The following is a 13,383-nucleotide window of genomic DNA, read 5'->3' as shown; positions in this document are numbered from 1 at the left end:
CCTCCGGGTCCGGATCACGCGCTAACGCGTCTTGATGAAGCACATGCCGATGCGGCGCGAGGCCGCGGCGGCCTGACAGGTGAGACCGTTAGCACAGCTCCATGACGTAAAACTCTTGTCCGGCATTCCCGATCCCGGATCTTGCAGGGAACAATGCGCGCCCCAGCCGTCCTGATATTCGGTACCGGCGAGCTCGCTTCTCCCGCGGGTCTGCGGCCGGCTGGCAAATCCGCGTGAGAAATCAGGGTTTTTTCCGGCCGCGAACGCGGTCAGGATATCGCGGCGGCGGAGCTGGTCGCCGAAGAAATGCGGCGAGGCCGGCACGATGGTGGAATTCGACGGTTTGTCCACAAGCCAATCGACGCCCGGGAAATGGAAGCCGCCGATGCCGCGGGTCTGGTGACAGCCGGCGCAGGTGAGGTCGTTGAGGCGGCGCTGGAAGCCTGCGATCGAACGGACGTTCTGCATGTCGACGCCACGGGCCGTCGCCTGCTTCAGCGCGCCGACCACGTCATTGTCGGTGAAGACGGGATCGCCCTTGCCCTCGCCTTTCACCTCTCCTTGCATCATGCCGAACTCCGGCTGCAACGCCGAGGCATCGAGGCCGGCGGGGGTCGGCACCACCGCGGCCTTGGCCAGGAATTTCTCCGGGATCAGCACGGTGCCGCGATCGAACTCGCGCAGATGATCAGGCGCGAGCAGCCAGGCCTTGAAGTCGCGCCGCAGCGCGTCGTCGGCAACAATCCGGTCGCGGTCGATCTGGTTCTCCAGCGTCGACTCCTCGAACGTCTTCGTGGCGGCGTCGTACCTGAACACCTTGAGCAGATAGTCGGAGCGGAAATCGTGCAGCGCCGATTTCGGCGCGACCGAGACCTGGATGTTGGTCTCGATGCGGTCGAGCATGGCCTCGTCAGGCGGGAGGCGGCTGCCGATCAAGCCTGGCCAGTCGCCATTGTCGAGCCAGCGTCGCGCGATCTCGGCGCAGCTGATCGGCTTGCCGTTCGCGTCCGTCTGGCGCGGATCGCGCGCCTTCATCACCAGGTTGAGCGTCATCGGCAGGCGCGTTGCGGTCTTGCCGCCATCCGGCCCATTATCGAAACGCGCGAGACGGTAGATCAGGCGAACCTCGCCGCAGGATTCTTCCGAGACATAGGCGCGGTCCATGCGATTGACGATGCCGGCCAGCACGAAACGCGTGTCGCGCGATTTCAGATTGGCCCGATCGAACAATTGCGCGTCAAAACCCTCGCCGACGCCGATGGTCTCGCCCGGATATGTCGCCTTGTACCACGCGATGTAACGGTCGAACTCCGCATCGATCGCGGGTCGAATCTCCTTCAGCTGCGGCAGCGAGGCGAACATCAGCTCGGTCGTGAGCGGGACGTCCGCGTTCCGCTCCGGCGATAGCAGGCGCGGGATCGTCAGCGTATTGCTCTGGTCGAGCTTGCGCAGGAGATCGGGATCGGTCATCGCCGTGCCGCGCGTGAGGGCAGTGGTCTCTGCTGCGAAGAGCGAGACGACACCGCCCAGCAATGCGGCGGCAGCAACCAGAATTCGCAAGGCGCGGCCCATGTCTCCAGTAACACCGCGCAGGGACGCCTATTCAAGCAAAAAAGGCGCCTCACATCGCGGTGAAGCGCCTCTGCGACAGTCGTATCGAACGCTCAGCGCGCGACGATCAGGCCCCTGCTGGTGACGACCACCCAGCGGCCGTCCTGGCGGCGGATTGCATCGACGCGGCCGACCCCGGGGATGGGGTCGCCGGGATACACCTCGTAGAGGCCGTCACGGCCCTCGATCAGCGCGCCGCCGTTGCTGGCGTTGCGCAGGCGCCAACCTTCGATCGTCGGCAGACGTCCGACCTCGGTCTTGGGCGCGCTAGCTACCGGAGCCGACGCAGCTGCGGCGGTCGCGACCTGGGTCGGCGCGATCGAGCCGGTGGTCTCCTTGGGCACCGCTGCTGCGGCCTGCGCGGGGGCTGCGGGCGGCGTGGCGCGGAGCTTGTCGACGGTCTCGGACAGCTTTGCGATCCTAGCCAGCGGCTCGGCCTGTGCCTTCTCCAGCTTGTCGAGGCGGTCGTTGGCGCGGTTGGACTGGCTGAGGCCGGTCTTGGAGCTCTGCTCAACATTGGCCTTCAGGGCGACGAGATCGGCATCGATTCGCGCGACCGACGCATCCAGCGCACTGGTGTCGGCGACCTGCACCGGCGCCTGGGCGGGTGCGGCGAAATGCATCATGCCGGCCGTCGCAAGCGCGCCGCTGATCGCGCCGACGCTCGCCGCAATCGCCACCACCGCGGCCATCGCCGACAGGCGGCGCTTGCTGCCGGTGTCGCGCGGCTCGTCCGCCTTCACATGCGGGGCATACTCTTCGCGGTCCCAGGCGCGGTCGGCAGGCGGCATGACGATGAGCTTGCCGAGCTTCGGCTCGGGCTTCGCCGCAGCCTTCGGCTCAACCTTGGCTTCGAACTTAGGCACTTCGATCCGCGGCGGCTCCACCTTTGCGGCTTCCGCCTTGACCGGATCAGGCTTAACTGGATCAGGCTTGGGCGGCGTCTCGTGGTCGGGGGCGATCGAGGGGGCGTCGATACCGGCGGCAGCCTCGACGGCCTGCGGCGCTACGGCGTCGACAGCACCGGAATCCTGGGCAGCCTGCTCGGGCATTGGTTCGCTCACGGCTCAAATACTCCAGTCTGGATTGACCTTTTGGTAACTTTCATTACTTGCGAAATCCTTACCTGCGGACCCGCTTACCGAAATTTTAGGAACTCATCCGGGGCCGAATTGGGCCCGGAAAGTGGAACCGGCGTGGCCGCGTGCAACAATTTGTAATCGGGGCGAGATGAACGGAGGCGGAATGCGCGAAGCACGGCGCAACTCCCAACCCGTCATCCCCGCGCAACGGCGAAGCCGTTGTCGCTGGAGGTGCGAGGCGTGCGCTGCGAAGCAGTGCGCGCGGAGCCTCGAAGGATGAACGGCCTAGCTGCCGCAGCCGGGCCGTCGCCCTTCGAGGCTCGCCGAAGAGGCGAGCGCCTCAGGGTAGACGGTCAGAGAGTTGAGCACGTCGCATCCACACCACTATCCGTCACATCACCACCGGCGCATCCGGCAGCTCGTTCGGACGCGGGCCGCCCGGCGGGAAATGCCGCGCCAGCTCGCGCGACACCGCCTCGATGCCGCCGATCACGCCGTGCTCGAACCGGCCCGATCTGAACTCGGCCTCCATCGTGCGGCAGATGGTCTCCCAGCCCTCGGCGCCAACCTTCGCATCGATGCCGCGATCCGCGACGATCTCGACGTCGCGGTCGGCGAGCAGGAGATAGATGAGGACGCCGTTGTTGTGCGCGGTGTCCCAGATGCGCAGGAGCGAGAACACGTCGAGCGCGCGCTCGCGCGCCGGCTGGTTGCGGAACAGCGGGCCGCCGTCGAGCGCGCCTTCGACGACGAAGCGGACCTGGCCGGAATGGGTGGCTTCGCCGCGCTTGATCGCCTGCTCGATGCGGTCGAGCACGGCTCGCGGAAAAATCTGCTTCGCCCGCCAATGATGCTGCACGAGGTGCCTGGCAATGCGCTTGATGCTCATGACCGCTACCAGCTCCCCGAGGCGCCGCCGCCGCCGAAACTACCCCCGCCGCCGCTGAAGCTGCCGCTGTCGCTGCTTGACGATCCGCTGCTCCAGCCGCCCGAGGAGCCGCTCGACCACGAGCCGCCGCGCGAGCGGCCTGTGCCCGGCGTGATCGCCGAAAACAGATCGGCGACAAATCCGATGATGAAGCCGAGGACCCCGACGGCCGCCGCGAGCGCGGCGGAGCCGAGGATGAACCAGGTCACCGCTGCGATGATGCCCCCGGTCGCCAACGATCCGAGCAGCCGCCCCAGGATCGCGCGGAAGAACCCGCCGACGCCGATCGAGGCAAACAGCGCCACGGCAAACACCGGCGCGAGGTCGTCCAGATTATGGGCGAAGTTGACGCTGCGCGACGGTGACGGCAGCGGCTCGCCGTCGATCACCCGCAACATGCGGTCGACGCCCGCACCGATGCCCGCGGCGAAGTCACCGCTCCTGAACTTGGGGGTGATATCCTCGTCGATGATGCGCCGCGAGGTCACGTCGGTCAGCACGCCTTCGAGGCCATAGCCGACCTCGATGCGCAAATGCCGGTCGTTCTTGGCGACGACGAGGATCGCGCCGTCATCGACCTTCTTGCGGCCGATCTTCCAGGCCTCCGCAACGCGGATCGAGAATTGCTCGATCGTCTCCGGCTGCGTGGTCGGGACGATCAGGACGGCGATCTGACTGCCCTTGCGGTTCTCGAAGTCGCGCAGCTTTTGCGTGAGCGTGGCGATGTCGCTGCTGGAGAGCGTGCCGGTCTGATCGACCACGCGGCCGGTGAGCTGGGGGACGGCGACATCGGCGGAGGCGGGTAGCGCGAGCGACAGCAGGAGCGCGACGAGAATGGCAGGACGCCACCACACACTCAGTGTCATCGCCCGGCTTGACCGGGCGATCCAGTATTCCAGAGACGCCAGCAGGATACGGAGAAGCCGCGGCATACTGGATTCCCCGCCTTCGCGGGGAATGACGGCGGTGGGCGGGGCGATGCGCATTCGCGAAACGACGCGCTTACTTCGACGGCGCGGGCGCCGGGTTGAAGTCCACCTTCGGCGCGGTCGAGATCGCCTTCTCGTTCTCGACCGAGAAGTTCGGCTTCTCCTTGTAGCCGAACGTCATCGCGGTGAGGTTGGTCGGGAAGGAGCGGATGGTGACGTTATACTCCTGCACCGCCTTGATGTAGCGGTTGCGCGCCACCGTGATGCGGTTCTCGGTGCCCTCCAACTGGGACATCAGGTCCTTGAACAGGGCATCCGACTTCAGCTGCGGATAGTTCTCGGTGACGACCAGCAGCCGCGACAGCGCGCTGGAGAGCTCGCCCTGCGCGGCCTGGAATTTCTGGAAGGCTGCAGGGTCGTTCAGCACCTCCGGCGTTGCCTGGATGCTGCCGACCTTGGCCCGCGCATTGGTGACGCCGAGCAGCACGTCCTTCTCCTGCTGGGCAAAACCCTTCACCGAGTTGACGAGGTTGGGCACGAGATCGGCGCGGCGCTGATACTGGTTCACGACCTCGGACCAGTTGGCCTTGATCTGCTCGTCCTCGCTCTGGATCGCGTTGTAGCCGCAATTGGTCAGGCTCAGCGAGGCCAGCGCCGCCAGCACGGTCAGGATCTTGCGCATCAAATTTCTCCCGGTGGAAACCAGCGCAAACTATCAGATTGCGCGCCCGAGAAAAGCAGCCGGCTGACGCAAGCCTCTTGCCTATCGCAGGCCGGCATAGTCAACTCCGGCAAAACAAAAGCGGAAGCGCCAGGGAGGAACGCGATGTCCTCGTTCGAGACCATCCTCGTGGAGCGGCCGGAGCCGGCGATCGTCCGTGTCGTGATGAACCGGCCCGAGGCGCGCAACGCACAGAACCTGCAGATGACCTACGACCTCAACGCCGCTTTCGACGCGGCGGTGCAGGACGACGCGGTCAAGGTCATCATTCTCGCCGGCAACGGGCCGCACTTCTCCTCCGGCCATGACCTGCGCCCCGGAGACAAGAATACCGCAGGGGTCGATTTCCCGCCGATCGGAAATTGGGGCGGCTTTGCCGAGCCCAACGCGCATGGCCGCTTCGCCCGCGAGCAGGAAATATATCTCCAGATCACGCGGCGCTGGCGCAACCTTGCGAAGCCCACCATCGCCGAAGTGCACGGCAAGTGCATCGCGGGCGGCTTGATGCTGGCCTGGGCCTGCGACCTCATCGTCGCCAGCGACGATGCGCAGTTCTGCGATCCCGTCGTCACCATGGGCGTCTGCGGCGTCGAATGGTTCGTGCATCCCTGGGAGCTCGGGGCGCGCAAGGCCAAGGAGTTTCTGTTCACCGCCGACAGCTGGAGCGCGCAGCAGGCGCACCAGCTCGGCATGGTCAACCAAATCGTGCCGCGCGCGGAGCTGTCGTCGCGCGTGCTAGAGCTGGCGCGCCGGATCGCGACAAAGCCGTCCTTCGCGCTGAAGCTGACCAAGGAGGCGGTCAACCGCTCGGTCGACGTGATGGGCCAGCCCGCCGCGATCGACCAGGCCTTTGCGCTGCATCAGCTCTGCCACGCGCATAATCTCCAGGAGTTCGGCATGATCGTCGATCCCTCCGGCCTGCATCCCTCCGTGCGCAAGCCACCGGCGGCGGCGGAGTAGACGCGATGGATCTCAATCTCAGTGACGAGCAGAAGCTGCTGCGCGAGAGCGCGGAACGGTTCGTAGCCGAAAGCTACGATGCCGATCACCGCCGTAAGACGGCGAACGACCCGCTCGGCTTCAGCCCTTTGGTGTGGAAACAATTCGCCGAGCTCGGCTGGCTGGCGCTACCGCTTCCCGAAGAGTTCGGCGGGCTCGGCGGCGGCGCGGTCGATCTCGGTATCTTGATGGAAGCCTTTGGCCGCGGACTGGTGTCGGAGCCCTATGTCGCAACCGTGGTGCTCGGGGCCGCGCTGATCGCCAGATGCGGCAGCACGGAGCAGAGGCAGGCGAGCCTGCCCAAGGTGGCGGACGGATCACTGAAGCTTGCCTTTGCGCATTCCGAGCGCGCAGCCAGGTTCGATCTTGCTGAGGTCGCGACCAGCGCCAACAAGACGGCGCAAGGCTGGCGTCTCGCCGGCAGCAAGATCGCCGTGCTCGACGGACATGCCGCGGACCAGATCATCGTCTCCGCGCATATCCACGATCATCGGGGGCCGTCGGGGCGGATCGGCCTGTTCCTCGTGCAGGCGACGACGCCGGGTCTCGTCATCAGCGACTATCCGCGCCTTGGCGGCGGACGTGCCTGCAACATCGAGCTGTTCGACGCGCATCTGCCGGAGGACGCCCTGCTCGGCGACGGCGGCGACGCCCTGCCCGCGATCGAATGGGCGGTCGATCGCGCCATGGCCGCCCTAGGTGCGGAAGCTGTCGGCATCATGCAGACGCTGCTCGACACCACGCTCGAATACACCAAGATCCGAAAGCAATTCGGCCGGCCACTCTCCGCCAACCAGGTGATCCGCCACCGCCTCGCCGACATGGCGATGCAGGTGGACGAGGCGCGCTCGATGGCGCTGCGGGCGGCGTTGAAGGTGGATGCTGCGCCGGCCGAGCGCGCTCGTGCGGCATCAGGTGCGAAGGCCAAGATCGGCAAATGCGCGCGCTTCGTCGGCGAGCAGTCGATCCAGCTTCACGGCGGCATGGGCGTCACCGAGGAGCTCGAGGTCGGCGCCTATTTCAAGCGGCTCGTCGCCTTCGACACGCTGTTCGGCGGCAGCGCCCATCACTATGCCCGCCACGCGCTGCTCGGCCGCAGGGCCGTTTCGGCCTGACACTGGGAGAGCTTCATGGACCTGTCGTTCAATGCCGAGGAGCGTGCCTTCCAGGACGAGGTGCGTGGATTCATTGTCAAGAACCTCACCGAGGAGATGAAGCGCGCGACCGCGCTGACGCCATCGGTGTTCTCCGACCCTGACATCGGCATGGCCTGGCAACGCGCGCTGCACAGGCAGGGCTGGGGGGCCCCGGGGTGGCCGGTCGAATATGGCGGTCCGGACTGGACGCCGGCGCAGCGCTGGATCTTCGAGACCGAATGCGCGCGGGCCGGCGTGCCCAACGTCAACGTGATGGGCGTGAAGATGGTCGGGCCCGTCATCATCGGCTTCGGCAGCCCCGAGCAGAAGAATTTTTACCTGCCGCGGATTCTCTCCGGTGAGGACTATTGGTGCCAGGGCTATTCCGAGCCGGGCTCCGGCTCCGATCTCTCCTCGCTGAAGACACGCGCGGTGCGCGACGGCGACGACTACATCATCAACGGCACCAAGATCTGGACCACGCATGCCCATCACGCCAACCGCATGTTCGCACTGGTGCGCACCAGCGACAGGCCGCGGCAGCAGGACGGCATCAGCTTCGTCCTGATCGACATGAAGACGCCGGGAATCACCACGCGCCCGATCCTGACCATCGGCGGCGACCACGAGGTCAACCAGGTGTTCTTCGACGACGTGCGCGTGCCCGTCGCCAACCGCGTCGGCGAGGAAGGCAAGGGCTGGACCTACGGCAAATATCTGCTCGAGTTCGAACGCGGCTCCGGCATCGCCTCCGCCAAGCTGCGCGAGGGCTTGAAGGCGATCGCGGATCTCGCCGAGTCCGACTTGACCGGCCGGGCGATCGACAGCCCCGATATCGCAGCGCGGATCTCGGAGGTGGAGGTCGACATCGACGCGCTGGAGATGACCGAGCTGCGCGTGCTCTCGGCACTGCAGACTGGCCAAAATCCCGGCGCGGTGTCCTCGATCCTGAAGCTGCGCAACAGCGAGATCCGCCAGGCCGTGACGCGGCTGGGCGCCGACGTGATCGGCCATGACGCCCTCGCCGTCGAGCCGATGCGCCCGCTCTACAAGCTGAACCACGAGCCGGCGATCCCTGAGGAGATGCTGACGGTGATGCCGGAATATCTCAACGGCCGCGCCTACACGATTTTCGGCGGCACGTCGGAAATCCAGCGCGACATCATCGCGAAGATGATGCTGGGGATTTAGCCGAGCTGCCGCCACACGCTCCGCCGTCGTCCCGGACAAGCGCAAGCGCAGCTCCGGGACCCATAACCACAGGCAGATGTGGTTACGGGGACTCGGAGCTACCCCAGCTTCGCGCCACAACTACTCCCTGTGGCTATGGGTCCCGGATCGGCGCGCGCTTGAGGCGCGCTTGTCCGGGACGACAGCGGAGTTTGGAGCGAACGACTAACCCGCCTTCGCGTCCCGGATCGCCTGCCAGATCTTCTGCGGCGTCAGCGGGGTGTTCAGCTGGGTGATGCCGAGCTCGGCGAGCGCGTCCATCACGCCGTTGGTGACGCAGGGCGGGCCGCCGATGGCGCCGGATTCGCCGCAACCCTTGGCGCCGAGCGGATTGGTACGGCACGGCGCGGTGTCGTCGAGCGTCACTACGATCGGCGGCACGTCGTCCGCGCGCGGGATGCAGTAATCCTGGTAGCTCGCCGTGAGAAGCTGGCCGTCGGCATCGTAGGAGACGCCCTCATACAGCGCCTGGCCGATTCCTTGCGCGACGCCGCCATGGATCTGCCCCGTCACCAGCATCGGGTTGACGGCGACGCCGACGTCGTCGACGGTGGTGTAGCGCACGACCTTGGAGACGCCGGTATCGGGGTCGATCTCGACCTCGCAGATATGCGTGCCGTTGGGCCAACTGGGGCCATCGACCTCGCCTTCAGAATCGACGCTGAGCTTGGCGCCGCTCTCCTTCTCGGCGAGATCGAACAGGCTGATGCGGCGGTCGGTGCCGACCACGGTGAGCATGCCGCCCTGGTACTCGATATCCTCGACCGAGGTCTCCAGCACGTTGGCCGCCTTCTCGCGCGCCTTCTGGATCAGGTCATTGGAGGAGACCGCGACCGCCGTGCCGCCGACGAACAGCGAGCGCGAGCCGACGCTGCCGAAGCCCATCGCGAGATCGGTGTCGCCCTGGACGACGTCGATCTTGTCGAGGGGAATGCCGAGCGAGTCGGAGATCATCTGGGTGTAGGTGGTCTGCAAGCCCTGCCCCATCGCCATGGTGCCGGAATGCAGCACGACGCGGCCTTGCGAGGTCGCGTGCAGGCTGACCTTCTCGGTATGGGCGCGGCCGCCGGTCCATTCGATGTAGGAGGTGAGGCCGCGGCCGTAGAGCAGGCCCTTCTTCTTCGCCGCCTTCTTGCGCGCGGCAAAGCCGTCCCAGTCGGCGAGCTTCACGGCCCGATCGAGCATATGGGCGAAGGCGCCGGAATCGTAAACCTGGCCCGCGGCGTTGGTGTAAGGCAGCTGCGCCGGCTTGATGTAGTTGGCTTTGCGGATCGCGCGCGGATCCATGCCGATTTTTCGCGCGGCCGCGTCGAACAGGCGCTCGACGATGAAGACCGCTTCGGGACGGCCGGCGCCGCGATAGGCACCGACGGGCGCAGTGTGGGTCATCACCGACTGCACCTCGAAATGCACCAGCGGCAGGTCGTAGACACCGGTCTGCACGAACGGCCCGAGCACCAGCGGAATGATGTTGGCTGCGCCTGAGGAGTACGCGCCGGTGCAGCCGACCGACTTGACCCGATAAGCCAGCACCCTGCCCTTCTCGTCGAGCGCGAAGGATGCCGTCGAGGTGAGATCGCGGCCGTGGGTGCCGCCGACGAACTCGTCGGTGCGGTCGCCGCGCCAGCGGATCTTCCTGTTCAGCTTGGTCGCGGCATAGGCGACGATGCCGTCCTCCGGGTAGAGGTTGGTCTTCTGGCCAAAGCCGCCGCCGATGTCTCCGACCAGCACGCGGACGCTGTCCTTGGGACGCTTCAGCACGGCTTCCGCCAGCACGTCGCGGGTCGAGGCCGGGGTCTGCGACTGCACGTGCAGGAGGAGACGCCCCGTTTTCTTGTCGATTTCGGCGATGGTCGAGCGCGGCTCCATCGCGGACGGCACGAGGCGCTGGCTGACGAGATCGAGCTCGACGGTGTGCGCCGCCTTGGCAAAGGCTTCATCCACCTTGGCGGCATCGCCGTAAGCCATCGCGCCGACGATGTTGTCGGGCGCCTCCGGCCACACCACGGGCGCGCCGGGCTTCACCGCCTCGACCGGATCGACCACCGCGGGCTGCACGTCGTATTCGACCGCGATCGCCTCGGCCGCGCTCTGCGCCTCCGCGCGCGATGAAGCCACCACCGCGGCCACGGCCTCGCCGGCGTAGCGCACGACCTCGTGGGCGAGCAGGCGGCGCGGCGGCACCGTCATCGGCTTGCCGTCGGGACGCTTGAAGATGCTCAACGTCGGGATGCTGCCGATGTCGTCCTTGACGAGGTCGGCACCGGTGTAGATCGCGGCAACGCCCGGCATCGAAGCCGCGGCGCCGGTGTCGATGGAGACGATCTTCGCATGAGCGTGTGGCGAGCGTAGCACGTACAACCACAGCGCGCCGTCCTCCGGCTTGTCGTCGATGAATTGCCCCTTCCCGGTCAGCAGCCGCTGGTCTTCCAAACGCTTGACGGGCTGGCCCGCTCCGAAACGCAAATTGCCGGGAAGAATGTTCATTCCGTGGGGTCCTCGAAGTCTCTTGAAATGCGGCAGCCTTTTAGCGGATCGCCCGGAGCCATGCCAGCCACGGTTTTAGGCGGGATATCCGCGATTTCGTCATGCCCGGGCTTGTCCCGGGCATCCACGTTCTTCGTTTCCTGCGGTAAGGCGTGGATGGCCGGGACAAGCCCGGCCATGACGACTACGGAGAGAGCTCCCTGAGCGCCGCCTCCACGACCTTGCGCGCGTCCGCCGTCAGCGCGGCCTGCGGCGGGACGGGGTCGCCGGCATCGTAGCCCTGGATCGCAAGGCCGGCCTTGATGCAGGCGGCGAGGTTGAAGCGGGCGAAGGCCTCGTTGATGCGCCACAGCCGGCGCTGCAGCGCCATGGCCTCGTCCCAGCGGCCGGCCTTGCAGAGGTCGTAGAGCATAACGCTCTGGCGCGGGATGATGCAGGCCGGTCCCGCCATCCAGCCGCGGCCGCCGATCAGCATGACCGCCGCCGGAATGTGGGCGGACGCCGAGAACACGCGCAAGGCATCGCCGCAGCGGTTCATGATCGAGAGCAGCCGCCCGGTGTTGGTCGAGGCGTCCTTGATGTAGCCGATGCGCGGATGTTCGGCGAGGCGCGCAATGACGTCGAGGGTGAGATCGGAGCGCTGGAATTGCGGATTGGTGTAGATGACGACGGGAATGTCGACCGCATCGGCGATGGCGCGGAAGTAGGACTCCACCTGGACATCGGCGAGCGGGAAATACGCCTCCAGGATCGCCAGGATGCCATCGGCGCCGAGTGCCTGATAGGCTCTCGCCTGCGCCACCGCGTCCGCGGTCGAGGTGGAGGCGACGCCGGCCACGACCGGCACGCGACCCTTTGCCGCCGAGATCGTGGTCTGCACGATCGCGGTGCGCTGCGCGGCATTGAGATAGGCGAATTCGCCGGTCGAGCCGAGCGGCGTCAGCCCATGCACGCCGGCGCCGATCAGGTCGTCGCAGAGCTTTGCCAGCACGTTCGTCCGCACCGTGCCGTCGGCATCGACGGGGGAGACGAGATAGGGAAAGACGCCGTGGAATTCGGACATGTCGGAGGCTTCCGGAAAGCTGCTGGCACCCCACGGGTATTAGCAATGCCCGCCCCGGCGATCAAACCTTGAGCAGACGTATCCGCGTGCCCCAGGGATCGACCGCCTCCACGCCGTCGGCAAGCGCCGTGAGCTTCACACCGCTCTTGCGCAGGCGCTCCTCCTGGGCGGCGACCAGCTCCGGCTTCGCCATCACCAGCGAGAACCAGGCAAGACCAGTCATGGAATCGTCGCGTGGCCCGGCGCCCTGGCTCTGCCAGACATTCATACCGAGGTGATGGTGGTAGCGGCCCGACGACAGAAACGCCGCGCCGTTGCGGCGGCGGGTCGGGTCGAGGCCGACTGAGCCGTGATAGAAGCTCTCGGCCTGCGCGAGATCGCCGACGCGCAGATGCATGTGGCCGATGCGCATTCCATCCGGCGCCTTGGCATAATCAGGCACGCGCGTATTCGTGAGCGACAACAGGTCGGGGATGTTGAGCTCGTCGGTCGCCATCTTCACGCTGCCCTCGCTCCACTGCCATTGCGAGGGATCTCGGTCGGCATAGACCTCGATGCCGTTGCCTTCGGGGTCGTCGAGATAAACGGATTCGCTGACGAGATGATCGGCAAAGCCCGACAGCTTCACGCGGTGCGAGGCGGCGTGAACCAGCCAGCGCGCCAGGTCCTTGCGCGTCGGCATCAGGAAGGCGGTATGGTAGAGGCCGGCGGCGCTGCGCGATTCAATCGCGGCATCGGGACGGGCCTCCAGCACCAGCAAAGTGATGCCTGATGTGCCGAGCCTTGCTGCGGCCGACGAGCGCTCCATCACGGTAAGCCCGATCACGTCACGGTAATAGTCCGCAACGTTGTCGAGATTCTTCACCCGGAGCGTGACCATGCCGACGCGCATCGGCGTGCGGCTGGCAAAGGTCGGGCCGCCGCCCTGCGGTGTGCCCTCGGCACGTGCCGCGGCCGCGGCTGCCATCGCCAGCGACGTGGCTCCGGCGAGTTGAAGCAGGGTGCGGCGGGTCAAGTCGATGGTCATCAGTCAGGGCTCGCTGGAAATCCTTGAGGCCATATGGCCCAATTTTGGGATTGCTACACGTTCCCGTGAGGCGCTCCCAATCACATGTTCGTCGGCCGTGGTCCTACGAAGGCCGTCCTGGTCCTGGCCACCCGGCCAGTTTCGCAATCGCCCGCGGCATCCCAGATTGA

General features: G+C 66.4%; 12 protein-coding genes. 3 read left to right on the top strand and 9 right to left on the bottom strand.

Annotation, left to right across the window (positions count from 1 at the left end):
* Positions 1 to 21: 21 nt before the first annotated feature.
* From JQ566_RS29420 to JQ566_RS29400, 5 genes are all read right to left on the bottom strand, one after another.
* Entirely contained in the window at positions 22 to 1,572 is a 1,551-nt protein-coding gene (locus JQ566_RS29420; RefSeq protein ID WP_212378930.1) for a hypothetical protein, read from the bottom strand.
* 92 nt (positions 1,573 to 1,664) lie between these two features.
* A complete protein-coding gene (locus JQ566_RS29415) occupies positions 1,665 to 2,663 on the bottom strand; it encodes a hypothetical protein (protein ID WP_212379018.1) in 999 nt (332 codons plus the stop codon).
* 421 nt (positions 2,664 to 3,084) lie between these two features.
* A complete protein-coding gene (locus JQ566_RS29410) occupies positions 3,085 to 3,582 on the bottom strand; it encodes a TPM domain-containing protein (RefSeq protein WP_212378929.1) in 498 nt (165 codons plus the stop codon).
* Between the two features lie 5 nt (positions 3,583 to 3,587).
* On the bottom strand, positions 3,588 to 4,487 hold the full coding sequence (locus tag JQ566_RS29405) for a TPM domain-containing protein (protein WP_212379016.1): 900 nt from the start codon (positions 4,485 to 4,487) through the stop codon (positions 3,588 to 3,590).
* Positions 4,488 to 4,623: 136 nt separating this feature from the next.
* Positions 4,624 to 5,232, bottom strand: a complete 609-nt coding sequence (locus JQ566_RS29400; protein ID WP_212378927.1) for a LemA family protein — start codon at positions 5,230 to 5,232, stop codon at positions 4,624 to 4,626.
* Between the two features lie 144 nt (positions 5,233 to 5,376).
* On the opposite strand from JQ566_RS29400, the gene JQ566_RS29395 reads away from it, so the two are divergent.
* The 3 genes from JQ566_RS29395 to JQ566_RS29385 are packed head-to-tail and all read left to right on the top strand — an operon-like array spanning position 5,377 to position 8,597.
* Positions 5,377 to 6,231, top strand: a complete 855-nt coding sequence (locus tag JQ566_RS29395) for an enoyl-CoA hydratase (protein WP_212378925.1) — start codon at positions 5,377 to 5,379, stop codon at positions 6,229 to 6,231.
* Between the two features lie 5 nt (positions 6,232 to 6,236).
* Positions 6,237 to 7,385, top strand: a complete 1,149-nt coding sequence (locus JQ566_RS29390; protein WP_212378923.1) for an acyl-CoA dehydrogenase family protein — start codon at positions 6,237 to 6,239, stop codon at positions 7,383 to 7,385.
* Between the two features lie 15 nt (positions 7,386 to 7,400).
* Positions 7,401 to 8,597, top strand: a complete 1,197-nt coding sequence (locus JQ566_RS29385; protein WP_212378921.1) for an acyl-CoA dehydrogenase family protein — start codon at positions 7,401 to 7,403, stop codon at positions 8,595 to 8,597.
* Between the two features lie 204 nt (positions 8,598 to 8,801).
* Here JQ566_RS29385 and JQ566_RS29380 read toward each other — a convergent pair whose 3' ends face one another.
* From JQ566_RS29380 to JQ566_RS29365, 4 genes are all read right to left on the bottom strand, one after another.
* A complete protein-coding gene (locus tag JQ566_RS29380; protein WP_212378919.1) occupies positions 8,802 to 11,123 on the bottom strand; it encodes a xanthine dehydrogenase family protein molybdopterin-binding subunit in 2,322 nt (773 codons plus the stop codon).
* A complete protein-coding gene (locus JQ566_RS29375) occupies positions 11,120 to 11,302 on the bottom strand; it encodes a hypothetical protein (RefSeq protein WP_212379026.1) in 183 nt (60 codons plus the stop codon). Before JQ566_RS29375 ends, JQ566_RS29380 begins: the two co-directional genes overlap by 4 nt.
* Positions 11,303 to 11,307: 5 nt before the next feature.
* Positions 11,308 to 12,186 (bottom strand): dihydrodipicolinate synthase family protein, encoded by an 879-nt coding sequence (locus tag JQ566_RS29370; RefSeq protein WP_212378917.1) that lies wholly within the window; start codon positions 12,184 to 12,186, stop codon positions 11,308 to 11,310.
* A 61-nt stretch (positions 12,187 to 12,247) separates the two neighbouring features.
* Positions 12,248 to 13,213 carry a VOC family protein gene (locus tag JQ566_RS29365; protein ID WP_212378915.1) on the bottom strand — a complete coding sequence of 322 codons (966 nt, stop codon included), beginning with the start codon at positions 13,211 to 13,213 and terminating at the stop codon, positions 12,248 to 12,250.
* Between the last annotated feature and the right edge of the window lie 170 nt (positions 13,214 to 13,383).

Source organism: Bradyrhizobium sp. SZCCT0231 (genome assembly GCF_018130245.1).
GTDB classification, from domain to species: domain Bacteria; phylum Pseudomonadota; class Alphaproteobacteria; order Rhizobiales; family Xanthobacteraceae; genus Bradyrhizobium; species Bradyrhizobium japonicum_F.
This window is presented reverse-complemented; position numbering and strand designations above follow the sequence as displayed.